The following is a 24,895-nucleotide window of genomic DNA, read 5'->3' on the forward strand; positions in this document are numbered from 1 at the left end:
ATTCCTAGACGCTAAGAGCACCACGAAAGCCTCTAGCGGCATAGTAGGAATCGGCACCGTTATGGTAAACGAACACCCTCCCGTAACGCCGGTCTCCGAAGATCGCCCCACCGCGTTTTCTCGTTTCGGCGGGGGTATATAGCCAGCTGGAGGTTTTAAGGTCAAATTCCCCCAAGGATTGTAAGTGCAGGTATTGCTCCTCGGACAATAGCGCTATGCCCATCTGGGTAGAGAGGTCGATGACACTGTTGGTGGGTTTATTGGCTTTTCGAGCCTGTAGGGCCTCCCGGTCGTAGCAAAGGCTTCTACGCTCTTTAGGACTCTCTGCCGAGCAATCAAAAAACAGGAACTCCCCACGGCCGCTATCGAAGCCCACCACGTCGGGTTCCCCACCAGTGCTTTCCATTTGTTGCAAGGACCATAGCTTTTCTGGACTAGCCTCTAACTTAACCCGAAGTAGGTCCCAATCCAATCCAGAATGCCTAGATTCGTATTTTATAAAACGGTTTTTTAGCGTCTGCAGGAGCGACTGGCTTTGGATGGCTGTTAAAGTGGGTGTATTCATAGGGTTAATCTAATTGATGAAAACTAAAACCGGTGCTTAATAACCCCTATGGGTAGGGTTGATCTCTTGGGCTATTACGATTCATGGGTTAGTAATATGATGGACCTTCAGTCACGCACCTATTATCCGTGGGGTGATCAAGAGGCTTCGAGCTTGACTAAGTTGGCCTTTATGGCTTCTAAGACCATTCCGACCCTGCTTTTTACATTCATTTTTTGAAATACCGATTCTCGGTACCCGTCCACCGTTCTTGGGCTCACGCACATCTTATCCGCAATTTCGGTATAGGTGAGTTCGCTACAGGAGAGTTCAACGAACCGTTTCTCCCGGTCGTTGAGGGCGTATTGTGCTTCCGGTGGGTTATTAACGTCGGGATTAAGGCTCTTGATCAGCTGACTCGTTACATAATCGGTATAGTAAAACCCCTTTTTGACCAAGGACTCTAGGGCTTGCTTCAATTCCTGCGGTTTACAACCTTTAAGCAAATAGCCACGAGCTCCGTTTTGAAGCATTTTTACAATGGCCGTCTCCTTGTCGTTCATCGAGAGGGCAAGGATTTTTATCTGAGGATAATGTATCTGAAGCCAGGAGGCTATTTCAAAGCCATCCATATCGGGCATGTTGATGTCCAATAGCAGGATATCGGGCAGCATGCCGAGCTCAAGCCGTTGGATAAGGGTACTCCCACTCGATACCTCAAATATGACGTCATAACCATCAAAGCGTTGGACTAGGCCCGAGAGCGCCTTAGCCATGAGTTCATGATCGTCTACAATGGCAATTTTAATGTCCATGGATTTTTAATTAACATGATTCACTGCTATGATATGGGTCGGGAATATAGGTCTAAATCCTTATTGTCGAGGCTAATAAATGCGCTGCTCGGTGGTCGGTTACGCAGGCCATGGGCATCAGAATCTATTCAATGAAATTTATTGACAATTTAGAAAATAAAATATTTATTCCTACCCATCCTCCCCATTATTTCCTGGGCAAAGGCTTGGAGCCAAATCGTCTAAGTTTTCCATACTTAGCTAGCTTGCTCCAGGGGCACGGTGATGGAGACGTTCGTGCCGCAGTCCTGAGATGAGGTGATGGTACAACTACCTTGTATGAGTTGGGCCCTACGTTGTATGTTTCGCAGTCCCGCACCCGAGGGTACTAAGGAGACCTGGTTGCCGGTTGCGAAACTAAAGCCTTTTCCGTCGTCTCGAAAGGATAGGGTCAGAAGGTTGGAGCTATAATGTAGGGTTATCGCAATAGACTTGGCTTGGGCATGCTTGATGATATTAGTGAGTACTTCTTGTGCTATTCTGAAGAGGACAATCTCTTTTTCGTAGCCTAAGGGGACCGATTTTCCCGCCGATTCCCAGCTCACTTCGAATTTCTTTGTTTTTTCTATCCGCTCCAGTTCCTGAATTAAACTTTCCTGCAGGCCAAAATCTCGAACGAAGTCACTGTTGTAGCGCTTGGTGAGGGTACGGACCTCTTGGGTGGTTAGCCGGATGATTTCAATGGTTTGGTGGATATAATCGGTGGGGTCCATTTCTGGATTGTCTTCGAGGATATTCAAGTTTAGGTGCGCCACAGCCAGTAGTTGCCCAACATTATCATGAAGTTCTTGAGTAATATAGCGGAGTGTTTCATTTTGAACTTCTATTCGGGCTTGTAGGAGTTCCTTTTCGTAGGTAGCCTGAAGGCCCTCTTTTTCTTTTTGACTATGCAATTGCCTTTTAAAATATAGGACAATCATCGAAATGATGAATAGTATCGTAAGAAAGATTACCGTACTGGCTCCCACCATCCAGGCAATATCATAGGTTGTGTTCATGGTTAATCCAGGTTTTGACTGAGCGCAATTCCTATCAGTACGAGCATGTATAAATCGTTGAAGATATAGCCAGCATCATAAAAACTTCGGGCAATCGCCATATTATGCGGTAGCAGGGTATCCACAAGGCCGGTGATAAAGCGTTTTCCACCAAAGTAAAAAGCCGCCGATACACAAAACCAGAAGGCCGAAGGCAAGCTTGAAGAAATAAACGGCTTCTTAGACAACCGCTGTTTAGAATAAAGCATGCAGAGAAATACCATGGCGATGGATTGGATCAGGAATATTTTTGAAGTCGTACGATCCAGGCCATCCCCCACCGAAATGCCTAAGCTGACCACCGTCAAGACGAGAATGGGGTAGACGATGGCTTTTTTAATACGAGTCGAATCTAAAAGTAGGTAAAAGATCAGGCAATTGGTTATAAGGTGAAAAATGAATGTATTGGTATGCGGTGGACTGGGGCGTTGGGTGTCCCCGGTTGATAAGGGAGCCGACCCCGTCCCATTTGCATACAAATAAAATATTTTCGGCCTTCCTAAAACAGGGGTTTTTTCCCCTATTTTAGAAGGTGTTTCTATAGATTCATTTCCATAAGCCTCGACTCCCAAAATTCTAATAATATGCTTCGAAAGACCATCGCTATGTTGCAATGTGCATGGAGGAGGTGTAGAGCCGGGTAGGGGACTAGCTCCTATCAATTTACCACCTCGGCCTCTGTTAAAATATAATTGAGGTGTTCGATATCGCTGGGGTTTAATACGAGCCTTCCTTTCACCTTCCTGATGGCATCGGTCTTAAAGCTGAGTCGTTTATTTTTAAACTGTAGCTCCATGATAGACTCGGGACCTGCTCCCCCGCAAAAAAAACACATGGACATAGGTTGTGAGGAAAGGACGTACATATTGGACTCAGGATCCACGGGGATCATATAACCGCGTATTTGTATTTCCTTCCCACTAAGGGCGAGTACCTTAGGGCCAAAGGTGGGATAAAGAAAATGCATATCTACTTCCTGATTATATTTCCGAACGAACTTTACATCCGTCAATCTTTTCCAGTCGATGGTGATCGGAAGGCCCGCCATAGGCGATACCAGGTTGGATAAGAAGAAGCCGATCAAGAGTGAAAGTTTTATCATGGGGTTATTTCTTCCAACTGCATTTGGATGGAAAGGATGGCTTCTTTGGCCTGTATCTGGTAGTCGAGCATGGACTCGGCGGTCATGGCAGGCGCTGGCTTATGTTCGTGAGGTCCCTCGTGGGTATGTTCATGTTCGAAGCCAGGGACTTCCAGCAGAGCCTCCTGCCACTGGTCTAGGAGCTGGCTTAGGCTATCGGCCTTGCTTTTCTGGGAAGGGGGTAATGCCCTGTTTTGAAGTATGGATAGGGTTTTATGTAGCTCCTGTGCCGTAGCAGCCGACTCGAGGTGAACCTCATGGGCTTGCTTCAATGTGTCCTGTTCTCCTGAACAGGAGATAAGAAAGAGAATCCCCGCTAATACCGGCAGATAAAGAAATGTTTTCATGGTCGTGAACTTATGTATTTGCAACAATGTTGCAAATATTACAAAATTTTCTGAATTTTTAAGTTTGCTACCCCATGATTCAAAAATCTATCTCTACCTTATCCGCAGTTTTAGTCCTTGCGCTTGCACATGTGGGCTGCTGTTTATTGCCGCTGGTAGCGCTCGCAAGTAGTTCTATCCCGTTTTTTTCCTTTCTGTCGGAATACCAGGATGTCGTGGCTTTTTTTCAGTTAGGAATGCTGGCTTACCTCGGCTTTCACCTCTCCAGGCATTACACCGGTAAGGAACGTTTTCATTCCTCATTGGAGCGCCTTACCTATCACCTAGGACTGGTATTTACCGTTTTGTCGTTGGTGGTGGGGCATTTTGAGCCTTTTCATACCGAAAACCAGCGCATCGCCCAACAACAATTTCAATTCTTTAAAACACATCGCCGCACGGTGTTAGGCTTTACGGGGACTTTTGACGCAGGGTCAATAAAAAAGGAAATCACCCTGGTGAAAGGTATCCGATCGTGTCGGCAAGTCGCTTTACCTGAAGCCCCCCCGACCAAAGGCAGTACCATCGGTTTTTCGATTACCTATCAGACCGAGCAGGTCAGTCTTGAACAGCTTATCGAAGCGTTTCGGCAAAAGGGGCATCGGGTATGGGTTCAAGAATAAGTTCTCTCAGGAGGAGGGGATTATCAGTTTATTTTTATATTTGCAACATTGTTGCAAATATAAATTCAAGTGTATGAACCAAAGAAAATTGCCGGTAACCGTGCTAAGCGGATTTTTAGGGGCCGGAAAAACTACCCTGCTCAACCACCTGCTCCACAATAAGGAAGGCTTAAAGGTGGCCGTGATCGTCAATGACATGAGTGAGATTAATATTGATGCACAACTCGTAAGGGATGAGAATACCTTGAGCCGTACCGAAGAGCGGTTGGTGGAGATGTCGAACGGTTGTATTTGCTGTACCCTCCGTGAAGATTTGATGGTAGAAGTCAAGAAACTGGCTCAAGAGGATCGATTCGATTATCTGCTCATAGAGAGTACCGGTATTTCTGAACCCATACCAGTGGCTCAGACCTTCAGCTTTATGGACCAAGAAAAGGGTATTGACTTGTCGGAATGGGCCACCATCGATTGTATGGTGACGGTGGTTGACGCCCTGAATTTTGCTAAAGATTTTGGTTCACTCGATACGGTCCTAAGCAGGAATATGAATGAGGACGGGACGGATACACGGACCATCGTGAACCTGCTAACCGACCAAATCGAATTTGCCGATGTGATCGTTCTAAATAAAGTCGATTTGGTTTCAGCCTTCGCCTTGAAAGAACTTCGTGCTGTAATTAGCGCTTTAAACCCAACTGCGAAGTTGATAGAGAGTAGCTTTTCCAAGGTAGCCCCCCAGGAAATACTTCATACCGGATTGTTCGATTATGAGAAGGCCGAGCAGTCGGCAGGATGGATACAAGAACTCAATAAGGCTGAAAATGGGGGGCATGTGCCTGAAACGGAAGAATATGGGATCAGCTCCTTTGTATATCGGGATGAGCGCCCTTTCCATCCCCAGCGTTTTTGGGATTATATTTCAAACCATTGGCCTGCGGGAATCATCCGTAGCAAAGGTTTATTTTGGATGGCCTCTCGAACCAACGATGCCTATAACTGGAGCCAGGCAGGAGGATCGGTACGGGCAGAGGCCGCTGGTGTATGGTGGGCTAGTATGAGCCTAAGTGAGCGACAGCGCTACCAGGCATATCAGGAAAATAGGGAACATATTGAGTCCAGATGGGGGCGCTTTGGCGACCGGCAGAACGAGCTGGTCATTATTGGTCAGGATATTGACCGAGACGCCATCTTTCAAGAGCTAGAGGCTTGCCTCTGTAACCCAGCAGAAATAGCCCAAATGCAGGAAAGTCATTCGTTTCCTGATCCATTCCCCTCCATGTAACCCCCTCCCGGCCCATCAAGTGCTCTACCTAGGGAAAGTGAATATGGGAATAGCGCCACACTGTTGAATGGTCCTATTCCCATATATGCTGTAGCCTGCCCATGGAACGAACCTATTTATTAATCCCCGTTTAAAGGTATAATATTAAGAGCTACAAGCCCACTATCCTTGTCTTGCCCAAATATGTGATAGCCACAGATCCCCTACCTAAAACCGGACTGTTTGTAGGCTATCCGGAGAAGGGGGACGTGGGGTTAGTGGAATGGTATAATTATAAGAATATTCAGGACTCGATATAAATGGTTTTTGTTACCATTGTGAAACTTCCGATTTGTCCCACTAAACGGGCAGATTGTATAAGTACACTGTTTAAAATCTAGCTACATTTGTGCTATTATTTAGAATCAGTCTATTTATAATTAGTACACAATCCCTTCCTCTCTCGCTGTAATCCAGGATGAATAGGAGGTTTCGGCTAAAGAAAATCTAAAAACCATATGAACTGAATTATACTTCATCTCCTGTAAATATCTAATGTTAAAGTCCTTAGGGCTTATTCTACCTGCTGACACCCGGTTGTCAGGCCTTCTTACTCTGTATATTTTAAAGCTATGCAAATTAATACTATTCTTATTTCGGGGCTACTCTGTGTACTGTCTCTGCTCACCATGGCCCAAAAGCCAGGGACGGTACTCACGGGCCAGGTTTGGTCGGAGGATGGGGAAGCCCTTCCAGGGGCAACGGTAAGTCTTCAAGGGACTTCTTATGGTACCACGGCTGATGCGGACGGCAGGTATGTGCTGAAGCAGGTCCGGCCCGGTCGGTATCAGCTGTTGGTGGTCTTTATGGGATACGAGACGGTTTCTAAAGACATCACGGTCAGCGTCGGGGAGCCAATCGAGCAGAATTATAAACTCGTGTCTACGACTCGTGAACTGGAATCATTGTCGGTGGTAGGGAGAACTGAAACCACGGAAGTGAATCGCCAGGCATATAATGTCACGGCCATAGATGCCAAAAAATTACAAAACTCTACACTGGATTTGTCCCATGCCCTCGACCGAGTGGCAGGCGTACGGGTGAGGGAAAGTGGGGGCGTGGGTTCCAATATGAATTTCTCTTTGAATGGATTTACGGGTCGCCAGGTGAAATTCTTTCTAGATGGGGTGCCTATGGATAATTTTGGTTCCTCCTTCCAGCTCAATAATATCCCTATTAACCTCGCCGAGCGGGTAGAGGTATATAAAGGGGTAGTGCCGATCTGGCTGGGTTCTGATGCTTTAGGAGGGGCGGTCAATATCGTGACTAGCACCCGGCAGAATAGCTATCTGGATGCCTCCTATTCGTATGGTTCGTTCAATACCCACCGTACGACGGTCAATGCGGGTTATACCAGCAAAAATGGCTTCACGGCCCAGCTGAATGCCTTTCAAAACTACTCCGACAATAACTATTGGATTAACGTCGACGTGGCCGACATCAACACCGGGGCCTATTTTAGAGATCAACGCTTGAGACGCTTCCACGACACCTATCATAACGAAACGGTGATTGCCAATGTAGGGGTGGTCAACAAAAAGTTTGCCGATCGGCTCCTAATAGGGATTACACTGGGTAAGAATCGGGCCGAGATCCAGACGGGCGCCAGGATGGTGAGCGTGTTTGGAGCCTGGCATCGCAAAGGGAATATTGTGATGCCTAGCTTGAAATATCAGAAAAACGATCTGTTTGTCAAGGGATTGAATGTCAATGTTTCGGCTAATTATAACCTGGGTCAGGAGCAGAATGTAGATACCCTCTATCGCCGCTACAACTGGTTTCAGCAATTTAAGCAGTACGATGGGCTAGGTAGTGAGCGCGAACGGTCGCTATACCGTTTTAGAAATAATAATGGTCTGGTCACTGCCAATATGAGCTATCAGATCGATTCTAAACACTCCATTACCCTCAACAACGTCTACAACACTTTTAACCGGAGAGGGGAGGACGAACTTTTTCCTGATGCCGAAAAATATGAGCAGCCTAAGGTGAACAAAAAGAATGTGCTGGGCCTTGGCTATAAGTACGATTATAGCGAGCGCTGGAACACCTCGGTATTCCTGAAGCAGTTTACTCAATACAACCAGTACTCGGTGTCCTACAATCCGAGTGGGAACTGGGGGGACAATGCGTACGAAGAGCAGAAAAACAGTTTTACGAAGCTGGGCTATGGGATAGCTTCTACCTTTTTTCTGCTGGAGAAGTTACAGCTCAAGGGCTCTTTTGAAAAAAGCTACCGTTTACCCGAAACCGATGAACTTTTTGGTGATCTGATCAACCTGGAAGGCAATATCGCACTCGATCCGGAAACGAGCTATAACTATAATCTTGGCTTTAGCTATCAAACCAATATTAATAAGTTCCATCGAATTGGCTTGGATGCCAACCTGCTCTATCGCGATGCCCAGGGCTTTATACGTCCCCGGCTCAATGCCAATCAGACCAAGCAGGTTATGGATAACCTGGCCGATGTGACCAACTTTGGGATCGATGGGGAGGTGCGCTATTCCTACAAACAGCTACTGACGGCGAGTGTAAACCTGACCTATCAGGATCTGCGCAATAATACCCGTTTCGAGGAGGGATATACCATCGAAAGCCCGCTTTACCGCGACCGTATCCCCAATATGCCCTTTATGTTCGGGCATGCCGATGCCTCATTATTCCTGAAGGACTTTATTAAAAAAGGAAATTCGCTCACATTGGGCTATAACCTCCTGTTTGTACATGCCTATTACCTCTATTGGCCGAGTTTGGGTAGCGATAAGCTCGATATCCCCCGGCAGGTAAGTCACGATGTGAATATGGTATATGCCATGGCCAACGGAAAATATAATATATCTCTAGAGTGCAAAAATCTTCTGGATGCTAAGCTGTTCGACAATTTTAGCCTGCAAAAGCCTAGCCGGGGCTTCTATGTCAAACTGCGCTATTTTATTAGTAAATAATTACCCCTTATCATATATTTTAATTCAAAACAAAAACATGAAAAAGTCATATCTTCAATTATATTTAGCATTGGGAATGGGTCTGTTTCTAGCTGGGTGCAGCGACGATAATACCACCGAGCCCACCCCCACGCCGACGCCTACTAGCGCACGTTATGTAGTAGCCTCCTCGCCGATAGGCTCACAAGGGGTGGCCGATTACCTACTGACCACCAGCGACCTCTCCCAAGGCACGATAAGTACTGTAGGGCAGGGTATAGAACAGGACGGCTCGTATCGGTATTATGTTACCCATAAAAACAAATTTTTTAGCCTATTATACGGTCAGGGGAACCCTGGTGCCGTTACCACCTATGAGCTTGATGATAACGGAGCGCTACAAAAAATCTCCGACTTTCAGTCGGAAACGGTACAGGTCTTTACTACGGCCGGGGACGATATCTTGACGATCAAAGTACCTCGTAGCGGAAATGAAAGTGCTTCTTGGTTCCGTATCAATGCCGATAAGTCGCAAATTGTGGGCGAAGGACAAATCAATATTGTATCCCTGGCGGGTAACGGAGAACGGGCGCACTTTACCTGGGCTACCCAGGTAGGCGACAAGGTATATGCCCCTTATATGAGTATCAAGGGGGCGTCGCCCGATGTCTTCGGGACGGCTTATCCCGACAGCAGCTGGATCGCCGTATTTTCTTACCCGAGCATGACCTACGAGAAAACGATCAAAGACGACCGTACCAGCTTCATTGGGTCTTATTTCAATAATGGTCTGGCGGTCGACGAGTCCGGCGACGTGTATGCCTTTTCTCCGGCGGCAGCTACCAATGCAGGAGTGCCCACCTCCACCAACCCTTCGGCTATCATTCGTATCAAAGGGGGGACTACCGAGTTCGATCCCAGCTATTTCTTTAATGTTCAGGAAAAATCGGGGGGCTATAAAATGGCCAATCAAACTTATTTGGGCAGTGGTAAAATCCTACTCTATATGTATGGAAATGTCAACGAAAACGCTGGCAACAAGCGACTGGCCATTGCAGACCTTTATAACCAAACCTTTACCTGGGTAAATGGTATACCCGAAGTGGTTTCTTCTTCGTCGGCATCGTATAATAACAATACCATCAGCGACGATAAAAAGCAGGTTTATGTGGGTATCAATACCGAGGCTGGTAGCTGGGTGTATACCATCGATATAGAATCGGCTGTGGCCCAGCAGGGGCTAAAAGTAGAAGGTGGCGCCATTACCGCCATTGTCAAAGTAAAATAATAGGACGCTTCTCCGCTCATTTCCCATACTTGTTCGCTAAGCAGGGAATGGGAAATGAGGAGGGGAGAGCGGTTTTTTCAGTAGGTCCATCGGTCCTAAGTGGCTGGGTTTATTAAGTTTTTGGTAGAAACGAGGGATAAAAAGATATGGAGAGGAGCGACGACATCAGCAAAAGAAAGCACGAGCCGGAGGCAGGGGCGCCACTACGGCCCCATGCCTCGAGTCATCACCTGAGCGAAGCTTTTTTTGCGATCACGACCATCGAAGAGGAAGCTGATAACAGAAGGACCCGTCTGGCTGGTCCGGGCTATTATGAGGTGACTTGGTTTACCGACGTGGAATCGGACTATCTCCATGTAATCGATGGGAATCAGGTTTCGGTGGTGGCCAATCAGGTATACTTCACGGTGCCCGGTCAAAAACAAAGTTTGGAGCCTCGGGGGGCGCGTGGTTTTCGAATGGCTATAGCAAAGGATTTTTTTGAAGTCACCTTAGGAAGTGATGTCTATTGGCTGGTGAGCGCCGCTTCCAACTTTTCAGTCGTGATTCCCAGTTGTTCTTTAAAGGTGTTGAATATGCTGACTGACCTGATTCGCATGGAGTATATCGGCAACCGTCGGTCGGCCATACTCGGGTCTTATCTGCGCAGCTGGTTCCTGCATTGTATAGAAGTTCAAAAAAGGAACTGTACGCTATCAGCCGAAGATCCACGCCTTCAGGTATTGATAGAAACGGTAGATAGGAATTATCGCCGGCAGCATCAGGTGGCATTTTATGCCAAACGGCTGTGTGTAAGTGCCAAACGACTCAATGAAGTGAGCCGAAAATCGTTTGGAAAAACCATATCCCAGCTCATTAACGACCGACTCATCCTCGAGGCCAAACGGGAAATGGGGGATATCCAAAAACCTATTAAGGAAATTAGCTATGAACTGGGGTTTTCCGAGCCCTCTTACTTTACTCGTTTCTTTAGAAAACAAACGGGCTGTAGTCCACAGGACTTTCGTAAGAAGGTTGTGGATCTAAAATAACCTGGTGCCCCCCCCCATCTCCGCTCTCACCCTGCCGGAGGGAGCCTAGGCATGTGTATCACCTAAAACAGCATTCAGCGAAATGTTTAGTACCATTTTTTTACTATTTCTAATTGGCTTTATCGTGTGGATGAATACCTCTAAGCGGATCGCCTGGCCTGATAAAAACCGGACCCTGACCTATATGGCCAGCAGTCCCAATTATAGCCTGGTGGCGGTGGGAGGCTTATTCCTGATGGCCACCACCCTTTGTGTGGCCTCCATGGGTTTGGGAAGCGGGCTATTTGCCGCAGTCGTGGTACTGATGGCCGTAGGATCGGTCTCTGTTCTATTCTTCCCTTTCCGTTATTTCGGTCTAAAAGGCATTATTATCCTATATATCTGCTCTCTCGTTATCGAACTCCTTACCCTTTAATCGTATGCCTGCCAATAAGAAACACCTTACCAAGTCCCCCTGGCTGCGGCTGAGCAAAATTCTGGCCGGTACTGTGGGTGGCTATGCCGTAATGATGAGCCTGCACCTATTTCTTACCGCCTTTTTGCCCAAAGAAAATGTGATCATAACGGCCTTTTTTACGGGGTATATCCTCTGGGCTTTTTTGCTTCTCTACGCATTCGTTGCATCCAATGTGTGGCGTGTATGGGCGATTTATATCGCCTGTACCTTACTGTTCTCATTGCCTTACCTGCTGAAAATAAATCTCAACCATGGATATTAGGAAGTACAACATCTATTTTCACACCCATACCATCAGCGGGATCTTCATCGCAGCGCTTTTATATGTGATCTTTTTTGCCGGGTCATTCTCCTTCTTTAAGGACGATATCTCGGCTTGGCAAAAGGGGGAGTCGATCGTAGCACATAAGCCCGTGCCGCTATTGAATCCTGTGATCGACTCCTTGGCCGGAAAATACAATATGCTTGGCCGGAATATCGATTTTAACTTCCAGCGACAAGGCCAGGGGAGTTATGTGAGTATGACCGCCTCGGCCGACAGCACCATCAGCAAACCAAAGCCAAAGCCTGCCGGCAAAAGAAAGGGTAGGGGCCGAAGGGGAGGCGACGACGATTCGGCCTACTTTCTTTATAGTTTCCAGGACCATAAAGCCAAGGGCGACTATGCCCAAGCCTACGATATGGGGGAATTCCTGTACCGGCTTCATTTCCTGGCGCAGTTGAATCAGGCCTTTCCTTTCAATATCGGCGTGCCCATCGGTTACCTTATTGCCGGTATCGTGTCGTTCCTATTCCTTTTTGCACTATTGACTGGCCTTTTGCTTCACTGGGACAAAATCAAATCCAATTTTTTCCTGTTCAGGCCTCTAAGCAAATGGAAGACCGTATGGACGGATCTGCATACGGCCTTGGGGGTGATCGGCTTTCCGTTCCAATGGATGTATGCGGTAACGGGAGTGGTACTGATCGTTAACTACGTCATTTTAACCCCTTTTACAAATTTGCTTTACGGGGGTGATTCCGACAAGATTTACCAAAGTCTCCAATACAACCGTAACTTGGAGGTAAGCTATACCTACCAGCCGATGACGGCCGGTTTCGACTTGGACGCCTTCGTGTCGCATTGGAAGCAAGAATGGAAGGGCAGCCCCATTACCCGGGTGTATGTCAGAAACTACGGCGACCAGAGCATGCAAGTGTATATGGAAGCCAAGCCAGATCCTCGGAATAATTTTGCAGGGTCGGGGCTAATCCATGTGGAAGCGGCAACCGGCAAGGTCTTGGCCCAGAAAGCGCCTATCGGTGGAGGTAACTATATCGATGGGGTTAAAAGTCTGGTGTACCATCTTCATTTCGGCGATTTTGGCGGTAAACCGCTGCGCATCGTCTTTTTTATTCTTGGACTCATGGGCTGTGCCGTTATCATATCGGGGATCCTGATCTGGCTCGTGGCGCGCGATAAGGTGAGCACCGAGGGGTATAAGCGTAGGTTTAACTTCTGGGCTAGCCATGTATTTATCGCCGCTTGCATGAGCATGATGCCCGTGACGGCCTTTACGTTCATCATGCTGAAGGTATTGCCAAAGTTGGATCAGACCATCATTTATCAGACCTATTTTTACAGCTGGCTAGTCTCGTCTAGCTATTTTATAATACGGCGTGATCTTGCCCTCACCAACCGCCAAACCCTGGTCTGGTCTGCGGTGCTCAGCTTGGGCGTTCCTATTGCCAATGGCTTTGCCACGGGCCTTTGGATGTGGACCACCTGGCAACAGGGTGCCTTCGATATTTTCTTTATCGATGCCCTCTTCCTAGTCCTGTCGGTATGTTGCACCTTCGCCTACCTCCGTATCCGTAAAACCGCCAAACCTTAATTGGCTATCGGCAGTCGGCAGTCGGCAGTCGGCTTTCGGCGGTCGGCTATCGGCGGTCGGCTTTCGGCGGTCGACAGTTGGCTTTTGGCAGTTGATTTTTGGCTATTGGCGCCCCCCTTTGTCCGCTCGGCGGCTGCCCCTACCCCCCCCCGATGTTTACAAAAAAACACAGGAATAAGCGATTCCTGTGTTTTAAGCATTACTAACAAGTTTACTCCAAATATATTAAGAGTGTTTTTTGGCCAGGGAGTTGATCCAGGCAGCAATTTTGAGTGCATCCTTTTCTGGCACGTTTTTCATAGGGGCCATCGGAGGATACCCCGGCCAGTTGGCCGGCTTAGGGTTATAGATCAATTCAACAATCTGCGGATTGGTGTATTTCTTTTTCGCTACATCCGTATAAGCGGGCCCTACGAGCCTTGCATCGGCCTTATGGCAGGCCAAACAGGCATATTGCTGAAGGAGCTTTTGGATGTCGTCGGGGATGTTGGTGCTGGCCTTTTGCTGGGCGTGGGCTTGCTGAAAGCCCAAAAGTAAGGCGATGATAAATACGCTGATTTTTTTCATAAAAATAGAATAAGAGTGTTGGTGATTCGATGATGCCAAGGAGAGGATAGGCTCCATGGTTTTAGAGGTTAGCTGGTGGTTGGTGAGTTGGGTTATTTACAAAATTATGGTCGGTTAGGGTATGCAGAAATGCGATGATTTTTTTCTTCTGCTGTCCGGTCAGGTTCATTCCGGTGGCTGGTATTAACACATCGAGGGTGGTGGAAGCTTTTATTCCCCGTGAATAATGTTCCAAAACGTCCTCTAGGCTAGCTAGTCGCCCATCGTGCATATAAGGAGCGGTGAGGGCCACGTTTCTGAGGGAAGGGGTTTTGAATTTACCCATATCTGCCTCCCGATAGCTGATCCGGTAGCGTCCTTGGTATAGGCCTTCGTGGGAGCTGTCGCTGAAGTCCGCATCCAATCCGTTATTATGATAGCCCTGATCGGTAAATAGCGCTCCGCTATGGCAACCCTGACATTTCTGACGAACGAGCTCCATGCCCGCCAGCTCCTCGGCCGTAAGGACTCCTGCAGATTTGTGGAGTCGATAGTGGTCGTAGCGCGCGTCTGCCGACACCAGGGAGCGTTGAAATTGGGCCAAGGCCTTCCCAACATTTTGTGAGTTGATAGGTTCCGCAAAGGCCTCTCTAAAAGCGGCCACATAGCTGGGCTCGACATTGAGTTCATCGATGAGCTCGTACAGGTTCTGGGCCATTTCGTCGTGGGCGGTGAGAGGGCCAAAAACCTGGGATTCTAAGTTGGTCGCTCCACCATCCCAGAATAGCCCATTATTTGCCCATGCCAGATTGAACAGGGCAGGGGAGTGACGACTTAAGGCAGAGCCCGCAACCCCTGCAGAGCTAAACTGGACCCCATCGCTAAAGGCGAGGCTGGGGGTGTGGCAACTGGCACAGGACACCTCGTTATTGCCTGAAAGTCGGACATCATAAAATAGCATTCTTCCCAGTTCTATACCCTCTCGGCTCATGGGATTGTCCGTATTAAAAACCGGTGGGGGGAAATGCGCGGGGAGCTGGAAGCTATAGGGCCCAGGTTCTGGGTCTACTTCTTTTTGGCTACATCCGAATACCAGCATGGCAACGATGAGAATGGCTGATTTTAGGTATAAGGTTCCCATTTTATATGCTTCGGGTCGGTAAACAAGGGGCCAGGTGGCATCAGGATTCCCTTGCGCTGGTAGGGCGGCGGTATTCGTCGGAGGAAAATGGTCCGTATTTTTATACAACATATCAGTCATAGCGTAGGGAAAGAAGTGCTGCACATCACCCTGTGCAGCACCTCTAGACGTTATTTGGCCGAATCGATGGTTATAAATTCACTCGCATTATTGGAAAGCGTAGTCATATCGGCCACCGAGCTCGCATTGATGAATTTTTGGTAAGGGGCCAGATTCGGATCTGCCGACCATCCGCTGGGTTTGGAACCCTTGAAGTCCGGCACCGTTGGCAAGCCATTTCCAAAGAGTTTTAAGACATCGGCTTTTAGCTTAATCTCGGCTGTAGAGCCCGCTTCCATGGCTGTAACGGCCGGCAGCGACAGCTCCACGGTACGGTATAGACTGTTCCCACCGATTTCAGCGATAAATTTCGTTGCATCTGAAAGGGGATCCCCACCTTTGGCAAGGAAGGTACCCTTGGTGCGGAGAAAAATATAGCTGGTCTGCCAGGCCCAGCCGCCCACCTGCGACATCTGGTTTACATCTAGCTCCCCAGCCCTAAGGGTAAAGTTGCTATTGTATACGGAATCGACACCGATCGAGAACCGAATTTTGGAATAACTACCCGTAGGGATGTTGCCCACCAGTACCTCTTCCCTAATCTTAGGGTCCGATTTCATGGTAGACTGGTTGTTGGAGGTTGTTCCGTAATAGTACAAGGTATCGCGGTTTTCTACCAAATAATAGGTGTTAGGGACACTTACCACCTCGCCGGCTGGCGTCACAAACTCAATATTGCTCAACCAGTATCTGATCTCGTTGAACTGATAGGTGTTGCCTTCCTGGTCGTTAAAGCTTTTGTTGATCTGGAACGGCTGGCCGTTGACCAAATGCGAAATAGATAACTTGGCCACTCCCTTGGCAGGATCGAAGTCTTCGTTGATATAAATTTCTTTATTAACTATCTTCTCTACTTCCCTGATTTTTTCGTCCTGACAAGACACAAAAATCAGGGCACTTAAGGCAACGGGTATATATTTTAGAAGGGATTTCATTGGTTTAAATTAAATTTTGAATAGGATATTGTAAAGGCAAAGCGATGCCTGTCGTTAGCCTTTTGCCGGGCTAGCGGATAGAATGTCGCCTCAATAAAAGGTTGGGTTATCCTAACTGAGGGGGCTGGAGGATATCTGTGGTAGGAGTCGTATAAATGGGAAGCAAATAATAGTAATCCACCCGTAAGCGTATAACCCTGGTGCCAGCTAGGGAGAGTCGGTAGGCGGGCATAAAAAAGAGCTGGTTAACCGGCATATTCTCGATGCGCTCGGTGGTTTCCTTGTCCCTTTTATCCTGTTGTTCCTTGAGTTTTTTGGCGAGGTAGCACTTCCCGTTGCAGTTCAGCTTGGGTCTGTCCCGGTTTTCGCATAGCACCTTGGCAATATAGCTTCTGTTGATATGAAAATAGGCGATCGTTCCCCATGGACTTAACATGGGTAGCATCACGGCAAAAAGCAGTACATATGCTATAACGGTTCGCATCTAAAATAGAAGGATTCAGATTGTTTTAAAATAAATTTTTTCCGGATATTACGATCATCGCTCCTTATAACCAGCTTAAAACCACTCTCCTGGTTAGGGCATAGGCATCTCGCTGATTGGTATTAAAAGGTCTAAAAGAACCCCAGACCCGTATGCCCCAGTGTTAGCCCTGGTTGCCAACGGCTGGTGGACCGGAGTTTCCGGACAAAGGCATTTCTGACGCAATAGCGTATAGAAGAATAGGTTCAAGTATGCTTCCTGATCCCATAGCGACGGATGCCTAAGAGAATTCTGGTGTGAATGGTGGGGGGCCTAATAGGGATTAGGCAAGTGGTGGATGGAAGATCCGATCGGGCACGAGGCGACCTAAAAAGGCAGATTTGTAAAAATAAGATAAAGAGGATACCTCTTCTTCGGAAATAGGGGCTGGTGGGAAGCTGTATACCGTCATGGTATCCATCACCTGGTAGATCAGGCTCGACATATAGTCTTGCTCCGACTGTTGTTGCTTCTGCCTTTCGGCTTCAGCGACTTTTTCAGCCAGGTAGCACTTGCCATTGCAAATGACCATGGGCTTGTCGCGGTTGATGCACAAGGTGCTAGCAATGAAATCTTTACGTATTTCGTAGTCCAGATATATCAGGGGGATCACCCATGCTTTCAGCAGCATGAGCAAAATAAGGCCTAGGCCAATCCCTTGTCTCTTAAAACTTTTCAATTCGTAAGCTTCGTTGAACAGAACTAGATACTACTGAAGAATATTTGCTGCAAATATAGGGATGGGGGCCTACAAATCAAGGATGAAATTGTGAATAGTTCGGATTGACTGTGGACCTAGGTATCGTTTCAGCTAGTGCCCTTCCTGTTACGCTTATCAGTTTCGAATCGGAAATAGTGCGGACTGGCGTTGAGCTCAGGTGGAGAACGACCGATGAAAAGGCCTGTAGTCATTTCGAGCTACAGAAAAGCAGTAATGCCCTAGAATTTGCCAGTTTGGGTAGCATAGAAGGCTCTTCCCTTGGGGCATATAATTTCACCGATAGTGCCCCCCTGAAAGGCATTAATTACTACCGCCTAAAAATGGTGAACCAGGATCGAAGTGCGGAGTTGTCCAAGATTATTGCGGTGGACTACAGCGCGGATGCCATCTATACGATGGTTCAGAATCCGAGTCAAAACGGAAGTTTTACCGTCTATACCAATTTGACCAACCCCAAGTTTACTTTGGTCCATGTTTCGGGAAAACAGGTTCATCTTACGGTAAGTCGTACCCATGCAAACCAATACCAGCTTACTCTGAAGAATTATACGGAGGGTGTCTATGTGCTTCGATTTGAAAGTGGGGGCACCGTCATTAATAAAAAGATACTGGTTAAATAAGGTAAGATCGGTTTAATACAAAAATGGAGAATGGTTCAATAAAGGATTCCTTTATTTTTCCGATACAATTGTATTATAGAAAGAGGCTGCACTCCTAATACGAGGTGGCCTCTTGTTTTAGTACTCCCCATTTCAGCGGCAAGATGGGTAAAATGAGCCCTTTTAGGGGTTAATTCATCCTTTTATTTTCAAGTGCTTTTGGAAAATCCGGATTGGATTTGTAGGGTACCCTATTCGAATCAAAGAATAGTAACGATTCGTTTTTCCACTTCAAATCCTATAGAATCATATACCTACTTAAAACGACCAATTTTACAGGCCGCTAAATAGGCCTTGGAAGGATAACAATTTGGGGATCTTATGAGCAACAATTGGTCCAATACGTCACAATTAGCTATTGAATTCGAAAGTTTGAACGACCTAAGCAAGATCAATACGGAATCTGAAGTTTAGTTCAAAGTTTAAACCAAAGAGCCCCGATCGGTTCCTGCTAACAGGCTCCGCCGGGGGCTCCGCCGAGGGCTCCGCCGAGGGCTCTTTTTTTTGGAAAAAACTGTTAAACCTAAAATTTATATGTCAACGTAATCATCCCATTCCTTGGGGCACCCGGAAACAAGCGAAGGTAATTCTGTGCCCCGAGCCAGTAATTTTTGTTGAATAAATTGCCTGCATTAACGGCTATCTGCATATTGCTTCTTCCCGGATTGTAATACAATGCTGCGTCGAAGACCGTGAACGCTGGAATAGTAAATGTGCGGTCGAACCAGGGCAGTTTGTTGCCCTGATACTGCAAGCCAAAACCTAGGCCCAAATCTTTCAGCGGTGAAGAATTGCCAAAGTTGTAGCGGGTCCATAGGTTGGCGCTTTGTTTGGGCGTATTTTGTTTTCTAGCACCGATCAGACTTTCATCGGCATCGTGGGTAATGATCGCATCGATATAGCTGAACGACGCATTTATCTGCCAGTTTGGAGTGATATATCCGGCAATATCCCATTCTACTCCCCGGCTGCGCTCACCCCCACGGGTTACGAGCAGGTCAGGATTGTCCGGATCGTTGGCGTTCATCAGGATGTTTTTCTGCTTGATTTCATAAACTGCTACATTCATGTGGATCCTGTTTTCGAACAAATCCGTTTTCAATCCGACTTCTTTCAGATTGCTGGTCAAGGGGTCAAACTGGCTACCTGCTGGTAGCGATCCTGTTTGGGGCATCAGTGTTACGGTATTAGATTGCGGCTGAAAACCTTCCAGATACGTTCCGTAGATATTGGCCGCCTTGCTAATTGCGTAGGTTAGGCCAATCCTGGGCAGCAAAGCCGTTTTCTTTACTGTCAACGTCCCCGGAGCTTGGTAGTTGGTGATGTCTTCAAACCATTCGTTTCTAAGGCTCAGCAGCAGGGTGAACTTATTGTATTGTAGCTGCTCCTGAACGTAGATGGCGTTGGTGGTCGTCAGCGCAGGAGGTAATGCCGAGCGCAGGTTCAAGGAATAATCATCTACGTTTCTGATAGTGTACTGCGGATTTTGCAGATCAAAATAATTTACATTGGGCCGTGGCAGTGTTTTTTCTCCGACAGTAATGGTTTGGTAATCGGCGGCGTTTGCTGCCACGAAGGAAGCAGCCACCGTGCCATCCTTTAACAGAAAGCCCCGTGCGGCATTTTGTCCGCCGCCTCTGAGTTTCTGCCAACTGCTCAGATCATATCCCACTAAAAGTTTGTGGCCGGCAGAACCGGTATTGAAATTCAAATTGAAGTAGGCATTTAGATTGTCAATGCTCCAGTACTGCTGACGCTGAACGAACTGCATAGCTGCTAGGCTGGTGACAGGCTGGTTGGTAATATCAGGTGCAAAGGCATTGGTGGTGCGGTGTTCTTGTAAGTCTTCGGTCCACGATTGCTTCATATATGAGGCATTAAAACTGATCAGGGAGTTGAATTTATGGGTAATATTTCCCATCATGATCAGCTGTTTTGACTTGAAAAAGTCATTTGTCGCGCCCAAATTCAGGCTTTTTGGGGTACTGCTCAGGTCCGTTTTTCCAGATACGGCTCCGAAAATAGGTTGTCCTCGGTCAAGGTTCCCGGTGTCGTTACTGTAAATCAGTTCGGCATTGATCGCCGTTTTGTCGGAAGGAAGGTAGCTGATCGATGGCGAGATCAGAAGCGATTTGCTGCTTACCAGGTCCCGGAAAGAGCGGGCTTCCTGATAGGCTCCGTTGAGCCGGTAAAGCAGGGTTTTGGATTCGTTCAAGGGGCCGGTAAAGTCCATTGTTCCACGAAAAGTACTGAAACTTCCCGCACTCAAGGTCACCTCATTCCGGTTGACGGCCAGAGGTTTTTTGGTCACCAGATTGATACTCCCACCCGGATCCACCGAAGAGAATGTCGCACTGGCGGGGCCTTTAATTACTTCGACGCGCTCAATATTGGTAGTCAGCGGTTGCAAAAAATAATACTGCCGCGTACGCATGCCATTGATAATCTGCCCTTCTTCATTCTGGCTGATACCACGGATGGTATACTGGTTGTAAAAGCTTGATGGAATTACTCCGCTAGCGATTTTGACTGCATCGCCTAGATGAAAAGCCTGCCTGTCGGCCATCAGTTCTTTGGTGATTGTAGAGATTGACTGTGGGATGTCCTTATTGAGTGTAGAAATTCTGGTGGCCGAAAAGGAGTATTCACTGTTATAGTCCCTGGCTACTCGTCCCAATACTTCAACGGTCTGCAATTGATTGGTTTCAGAGATCAGCGCAATCTTTAAAAACTGATTGGTTGGATTGATCTTTGTTTTTTTGTAGCCCAAAATCGAAACTTCTATAGTGCCTTTTCCTTCGATGGAAAAATCCCCGGTGGAATCAGTAACAGTTCCCGTCTGGGAATCCAAAAGTATTACTGAAGCTCCCTGGATTCCTGCTCCTGTGTGAGCATCTGATACGTTACCTGAAATGATTTGGGCTTTTAACAGGAGCGTGTTCAGGCAGAAAAAAATAATTAGTATTGGCCGCATAAAATGGGGTTAGAGGGGCGAGTGGTTCATTTAAACAGTTTTCAGATATAGTGCTTCAAGCTCGTTGGCCGAAATATCACAGGCATGGAGGACCGATTCTAGGTTGCCTTCTTTCATAATCCCGATGCGTGTGGCCACTTCTTTTGCCCTGAAAATATCATGGGTCGCCATCAGAATCGCAGTGCCTTTGGCAGCAAGTGTTTTCAAGATCTCTGAAAATTCATTGGAGGCTTTTGGGTCGAGTCCACTTGTGGGCTCATCTAGCAGTAGCACCTTTGCTTTTTTGGCGACTGCAATTGCAATGCCCACTTTCTGCCGCATTCCTTTGGAGTATCCACCTAGTCTCTGTTCAAATGCCTGGGGTTGTAAACCAGCTGTAGATAGCAATTTTCCGAGTTCTTTTTTGGAATAATCAAATCCCGCTAGAGAAGAAAAATATTCAAGGTTTTCGATTCCCGTCAGATTGGGATACAACATGACGGTTTCGGGAATATAAGCCAGGTATTGTTTGATCTGCTGCGGGTGCTCCACTACGGATACCCCGTCGATACTGGCCCAGCCTTCGCTGGGTTCGATGAAGCCCAGAAAGAGATTGATGGTGGTCGTTTTACCCGCACCGTTCTGTCCCAGCAAGGCAAAAATTTCTCCTGGTTTGATCGTCAGGTTCAGGTTATTTAGGGCAGTATGTTTGCCGTATCGTTTGGTCAAGTTTTTAGCTTCAAGCATTTTGGACGTCTTTGATATGGATAAAATTTCTTTTGAATAATAAGATGGAAATTCCCAGCCCAACAGCCGTCCAGATTAGCATGGTAATCTGGGCACCTGTAAGATTATCCTGCGAATAACCCGCCGGTTGATACTCCGGATAACCTGCCCAGTCGATGGATTCGGTCGGGCTTTCTTCGAAAATGAAGGGATAGAAATACTCCCGAATCTGTTTGTGATGGGCTTTGGTCGATTGCAAATAGCGTATGTGGCTGGTCAGATCGGTGTTTGCAATCTTGTTTAGCAACTGCTGGGCCGAAATAACCGGATTAAATGCAGCTATGTTTTCGGATAATTTCTGTCTTTGAAACAATTTTTCGAAAAGCTTTTCTGAAGAATGGGCCGATTCTAGATCACCCGAAAACTGCATGGCATAATACCAGCCTGGTGAGTATTTGTCATCCGGGATCGGGTATTTCCGGTACTGCGGATAGACGGCATAAAACTTCTCCATGGTCGGTTTCTTAGGCAGATCCCACTTGGCATGGTAGCCTTCCCGTTGTTTGATGGTGGTTTCTGATGCTTCCGGAACCGGCACCCTACTGTTAACGGCCACATTGGCGATACCCGGATAAAGAATACAGAGGAAAATCCAGATGGAAACCAGCGTGGTCGCATTGAAAGACGAACTTTTTCCCAGCGATATTACGAACACCGATATCGTAAACCAAAATAGTATATAGATCAGGAGTACGAGACCGAGCTGTAAAGTAGGATAGGAGAAGGGGAGTTGCAGGTACAGAACCCCGGCCATGAAAATCAGTAGCGAAGTGACTAGGATGATCGCGAGGCGTACGACAAGCTTGTTTACGATGGCTGAGGTGATACTTTCGGTAGTGGTCCGGACAATTTTCCAGACCCCGTTTTCCTGTTCCTCGGAAATAGCATTGTAAGTAAAGGCAATGATCAGCAACGGGAATAGGAAGATGAAAACAAAGGATGCATCCAGATTGCCAACCAGCAGCGTGAGCGGGTTGGTTAGCTCGGAGTCGTAGAGCTGTCCTTCAATGGCCAGCATTTTTACTTTGAGTGTGAATGGATTCACGTCCCTTTGCCCGATAGAGAACTTAGCCCAGGGTGTAGCGGGATGGAAGGTATAGAAAAACGGATAATAGGCTGTCGTGCCGGCAGGTTTACCTGTTCCGTGTGCAACGATCGAATCGAGATGGTTTTTCTGAACTTGGGCAACAGACTGAATCGTTTTTTGCTGGCGGTCGATGATCTTGCTGCCATGGTAAAATCCATAAATTCCAAATAGTACAAGACTGATTGCAACGATCAGAACGGTTTTGCCCAGAAGGAAATTTTTAGTTTCCAGATACAATATTTTCTGACTGATTTTCATAGCTGGTAGGCGCGTTTGGAGGAGATAAAAGTTAAGGATGCCAATCCGGCAAGAACCCAGATGAACAGCGCGACAAGGCTCACCGCTCCATGGGCCAGACTGGCTTTGATCGTAAGAGGCTTGAATTTGAATTCAGCCTGCTGTTGAAAGTTTCGGGCACTTACCTTTTGTTTGCTGTCGTCCTTGTAGCTGATCTGGGTGAGGTGGATTTCGTTCAGATTTTTAGTTTTTTCAAATCTGTACTTTTCGGTCTGTTTCTGGAATTCGGTAAAGGTGTCAAAATCAGTTCCGGCCAGGTTCATGGAGACATTGCGTATGGCCAGAAAAGGATCGGTAAAACTCAGATAGTTAGAGATTGAATTCTGCGCTTTATAAGCCCCGATAAGTTGGTCGAAATGTTTGTTGAAAATCCGGGAGCTGATGTTTTCACCCTCCTGCATGACCAGGGCGCCGTAATTGACGGGCAAAGCCTGCAAGGAATCAACGCCATATTTTTTCAGTGTAGCCGCCTTTAATTCCGAAAAGTGCGGATCGTTGGGATTATGACTGTCACCTTCCTTGCTGACTTCGGCCTCGATGGCTTGTTCAAACGCAATTTTATCGGGAGCAGCGAAAATGCTGCTTCCTAGCGTCTGGGCGCTTTTAGGTACTACTACGAAAAACAGAATCCATACCAGCACGAGCGCCATCAAAGAATTTCTGGCATTGGCACTCATGGCTGAAACCGCTACAACCAGTAAGGTGATGACTAGAAAATAGAGCCCATACAAAAGAACGATAAGTGCCGAACGCATCAATTGTTCGCTGTTGAAACCAGCGGAGAGCGAAATCACGCCTGTCAACAGACTGACCATAAGCAGGGGTAAAAATAAAGCCCAGGTAACCAAGGTAATACCGACAGTTTTACCCAGAAGTATATCCAGGTATGAGGCTTTCTGACAGAGCAGGATTTTTAAAACGCCATTTTGTTTCAGACCTGCGACGGTGTGAAAGCCGATGAAAATGATAAACAATGGAACAAGCACCTGCAATACCAGGGCCATGCTCAGCTCACCGAAACGAAGCATGCCGTTGGAAAAACCAGCTTCGCTCATATTAACGGTGTTCTGGCGGTGGGCTTCCAGAAATACGGAATTACCTACATAACTATCCAGCCCAAAGTCAAAAAAACTAAGGGGTGATTTTTCCCTAAAGACCAGGTACCCGTAGTGTGCCACCCGGTGCGGATGTCGGTTGGGCTGGGTCATCCAATGGTCGTGGACCTCTTCACGGGCAGCGGCCTGCTGCTGATTGAATTTGCTGACATACTGCCAGCCGGTAAAAGTAGCCAGCAGACTGACCGTCAATAGGACGGCATAAAGCGCAAGTGGAATCTTGCTGCGGAATATGGAATTCCATTCCTGCCGGCCAATGATTTGGATAAATTTTAAATGCATGGTTGTAGTGGATTTACCTTAAACGGAGATAGGTAAGGGTTGATACGCTGCAATATTGTTGCGAAATAAAGAACAAAACAGAATATTTGCATCATTGTTGCAAAAATAATTTTTCGAGCAGGATTACACTAAGATATTCTATAAATTAGGCGGTTTTTTTTGATGGATTTACTTATATTTTGGGGAAGTGCCTGTTGCTGTCTAATAC

25 protein-coding genes are annotated in these 24,895 nt (G+C 47.0%); 9 read left to right on the forward strand and 16 right to left on the reverse strand.

Translation table 11 applies throughout. The features are described from left to right. Positions 1-4 precede the first annotated feature (4 nt). From CLV98_RS03245 to CLV98_RS03270, 6 genes are all read right to left on the reverse strand, one after another. Positions 5-565, reverse strand: coding sequence for a DUF4256 domain-containing protein (locus CLV98_RS03245; RefSeq protein WP_109672714.1), 561 nt, complete (start codon positions 563-565; stop codon positions 5-7). A gap of 137 nt (positions 566-702) precedes the next feature. Next, on the reverse strand, positions 703-1,359 hold the full coding sequence (locus CLV98_RS03250; RefSeq protein WP_109672716.1) for a response regulator transcription factor: 657 nt from the start codon (positions 1,357-1,359) through the stop codon (positions 703-705). A gap of 236 nt (positions 1,360-1,595) precedes the next feature. Beyond that, positions 1,596-2,396 (reverse strand): sensor histidine kinase, encoded by an 801-nt coding sequence (locus tag CLV98_RS03255; RefSeq protein WP_109672718.1) that lies wholly within the window; start codon positions 2,394-2,396, stop codon positions 1,596-1,598. A gap of 2 nt (positions 2,397-2,398) precedes the next feature. After that, positions 2,399-2,914, reverse strand: a complete 516-nt coding sequence (locus tag CLV98_RS03260) for a hypothetical protein (protein ID WP_146202223.1) — start codon at positions 2,912-2,914, stop codon at positions 2,399-2,401. A 179-nt stretch (positions 2,915-3,093) separates the two neighbouring features. After that, complete coding sequence (locus CLV98_RS03265; RefSeq protein WP_229203179.1) at positions 3,094-3,537, reverse strand: DUF3299 domain-containing protein; 444 nt, start codon at positions 3,535-3,537, stop codon at positions 3,094-3,096. Then, a complete protein-coding gene (locus CLV98_RS03270; protein ID WP_109672721.1) occupies positions 3,534-3,923 on the reverse strand; it encodes a hypothetical protein in 390 nt (129 codons plus the stop codon). Before CLV98_RS03270 ends, CLV98_RS03265 begins: the two co-directional genes overlap by 4 nt. Positions 3,924-3,997: 74 nt before the next feature. Here CLV98_RS03270 and CLV98_RS03275 point away from each other — a divergent pair, with 74 nt between their 5' ends. The 8 genes from CLV98_RS03275 (at position 3,998) to CLV98_RS03310 (ending at position 13,483) form a co-directional block, all read left to right on the forward strand. Further along, positions 3,998-4,585: a hypothetical protein gene (locus CLV98_RS03275; RefSeq protein WP_109672723.1), complete on the forward strand. Its 588-nt coding sequence runs from the start codon at positions 3,998-4,000 to the stop codon at positions 4,583-4,585. A 73-nt stretch (positions 4,586-4,658) separates the two neighbouring features. Next, on the forward strand, positions 4,659-5,867 hold the full coding sequence (locus CLV98_RS03280) for a GTP-binding protein (RefSeq protein WP_109672725.1): 1,209 nt from the start codon (positions 4,659-4,661) through the stop codon (positions 5,865-5,867). Between the two features lie 611 nt (positions 5,868-6,478). Then, on the forward strand, positions 6,479-8,854 hold the full coding sequence (locus CLV98_RS03285) for a TonB-dependent receptor (protein WP_109672727.1): 2,376 nt from the start codon (positions 6,479-6,481) through the stop codon (positions 8,852-8,854). A gap of 37 nt (positions 8,855-8,891) precedes the next feature. Further along, positions 8,892-10,121, forward strand: a complete 1,230-nt coding sequence (locus CLV98_RS03290) for a DUF4374 domain-containing protein (protein ID WP_109672729.1) — start codon at positions 8,892-8,894, stop codon at positions 10,119-10,121. Positions 10,122-10,267: 146 nt separating this feature from the next. After that, a complete protein-coding gene (locus CLV98_RS03295; RefSeq protein WP_109672731.1) occupies positions 10,268-11,152 on the forward strand; it encodes a helix-turn-helix domain-containing protein in 885 nt (294 codons plus the stop codon). Positions 11,153-11,234: 82 nt separating this feature from the next. Continuing rightward, a complete protein-coding gene (locus tag CLV98_RS03300) occupies positions 11,235-11,567 on the forward strand; it encodes a hypothetical protein (protein WP_109672733.1) in 333 nt (110 codons plus the stop codon). A gap of 4 nt (positions 11,568-11,571) precedes the next feature. Continuing rightward, positions 11,572-11,871, forward strand: a complete 300-nt coding sequence (locus CLV98_RS03305) for a hypothetical protein (RefSeq protein WP_109672735.1) — start codon at positions 11,572-11,574, stop codon at positions 11,869-11,871. Next, positions 11,861-13,483 carry a PepSY-associated TM helix domain-containing protein gene (locus CLV98_RS03310; protein ID WP_109672737.1) on the forward strand — a complete coding sequence of 541 codons (1,623 nt, stop codon included), beginning with the start codon at positions 11,861-11,863 and terminating at the stop codon, positions 13,481-13,483. Before CLV98_RS03305 ends, CLV98_RS03310 begins: the two co-directional genes overlap by 11 nt. Here the strand turns inward: CLV98_RS03310 and CLV98_RS03315 are convergent. The 6 genes from CLV98_RS03315 to CLV98_RS03340 all read right to left on the reverse strand — a co-directional run bounded on the left by CLV98_RS03315 (position 13,480) and on the right by CLV98_RS03340 (position 17,466). Next, the gene (locus CLV98_RS03315; RefSeq protein WP_109672739.1) at positions 13,480-13,683 is read right to left on the reverse strand and encodes a hypothetical protein; all 204 of its coding nucleotides are present in this window, start codon (positions 13,681-13,683) and stop codon (positions 13,480-13,482) included. The genes CLV98_RS03310 and CLV98_RS03315 overlap by 4 nt on opposite strands. Before the next feature lie 25 nt (positions 13,684-13,708). Continuing rightward, complete coding sequence (locus CLV98_RS03320; RefSeq protein WP_109672741.1) at positions 13,709-14,050, reverse strand: c-type cytochrome; 342 nt, start codon at positions 14,048-14,050, stop codon at positions 13,709-13,711. A 61-nt stretch (positions 14,051-14,111) separates the two neighbouring features. Further along, positions 14,112-15,290, reverse strand: coding sequence for a cytochrome-c peroxidase (locus tag CLV98_RS03325; protein WP_229203180.1), 1,179 nt, complete (start codon positions 15,288-15,290; stop codon positions 14,112-14,114). Between the two features lie 50 nt (positions 15,291-15,340). Continuing rightward, a complete protein-coding gene (locus CLV98_RS03330) occupies positions 15,341-16,264 on the reverse strand; it encodes an MbnP family protein (protein WP_109672743.1) in 924 nt (307 codons plus the stop codon). Positions 16,265-16,370: 106 nt separating this feature from the next. Beyond that, complete coding sequence (locus CLV98_RS03335) at positions 16,371-16,748, reverse strand: hypothetical protein (RefSeq protein WP_109672745.1); 378 nt, start codon at positions 16,746-16,748, stop codon at positions 16,371-16,373. A 322-nt stretch (positions 16,749-17,070) separates the two neighbouring features. Further along, positions 17,071-17,466 carry a hypothetical protein gene (locus CLV98_RS03340; RefSeq protein WP_229203181.1) on the reverse strand — a complete coding sequence of 132 codons (396 nt, stop codon included), beginning with the start codon at positions 17,464-17,466 and terminating at the stop codon, positions 17,071-17,073. 110 nt (positions 17,467-17,576) lie between these two features. On the opposite strand from CLV98_RS03340, the gene CLV98_RS03345 reads away from it, so the two are divergent. Then, on the forward strand, positions 17,577-18,128 hold the full coding sequence (locus CLV98_RS03345; protein ID WP_229203205.1) for a T9SS type A sorting domain-containing protein: 552 nt from the start codon (positions 17,577-17,579) through the stop codon (positions 18,126-18,128). Positions 18,129-18,690: 562 nt separating this feature from the next. Here CLV98_RS03345 and CLV98_RS03350 read toward each other — a convergent pair. The 4 genes from CLV98_RS03350 to CLV98_RS03365 are packed head-to-tail and all read right to left on the reverse strand — an operon-like array spanning position 18,691 to position 24,687. Continuing rightward, positions 18,691-21,141 (reverse strand): TonB-dependent siderophore receptor, encoded by a 2,451-nt coding sequence (locus CLV98_RS03350; RefSeq protein WP_109672750.1) that lies wholly within the window; start codon positions 21,139-21,141, stop codon positions 18,691-18,693. Positions 21,142-21,171: 30 nt separating this feature from the next. Then, positions 21,172-21,867 carry an ABC transporter ATP-binding protein gene (locus CLV98_RS03355; protein ID WP_109672752.1) on the reverse strand — a complete coding sequence of 232 codons (696 nt, stop codon included), beginning with the start codon at positions 21,865-21,867 and terminating at the stop codon, positions 21,172-21,174. Continuing rightward, entirely contained in the window at positions 21,860-23,251 is a 1,392-nt protein-coding gene (locus tag CLV98_RS03360) for an ABC transporter permease (RefSeq protein ID WP_109672754.1), read from the reverse strand. Before CLV98_RS03360 ends, CLV98_RS03355 begins: the two co-directional genes overlap by 8 nt. Continuing rightward, complete coding sequence (locus CLV98_RS03365; RefSeq protein ID WP_109672755.1) at positions 23,248-24,687, reverse strand: ABC transporter permease; 1,440 nt, start codon at positions 24,685-24,687, stop codon at positions 23,248-23,250. The genes CLV98_RS03360 and CLV98_RS03365 overlap by 4 nt, the downstream gene beginning before the upstream one ends. Positions 24,688-24,895: the final 208 nt, after the last annotated feature.

This window comes from Dyadobacter jejuensis (genome assembly GCF_003149085.1).
Classification (GTDB): domain Bacteria; phylum Bacteroidota; class Bacteroidia; order Cytophagales; family Spirosomataceae; genus Dyadobacter; species Dyadobacter jejuensis.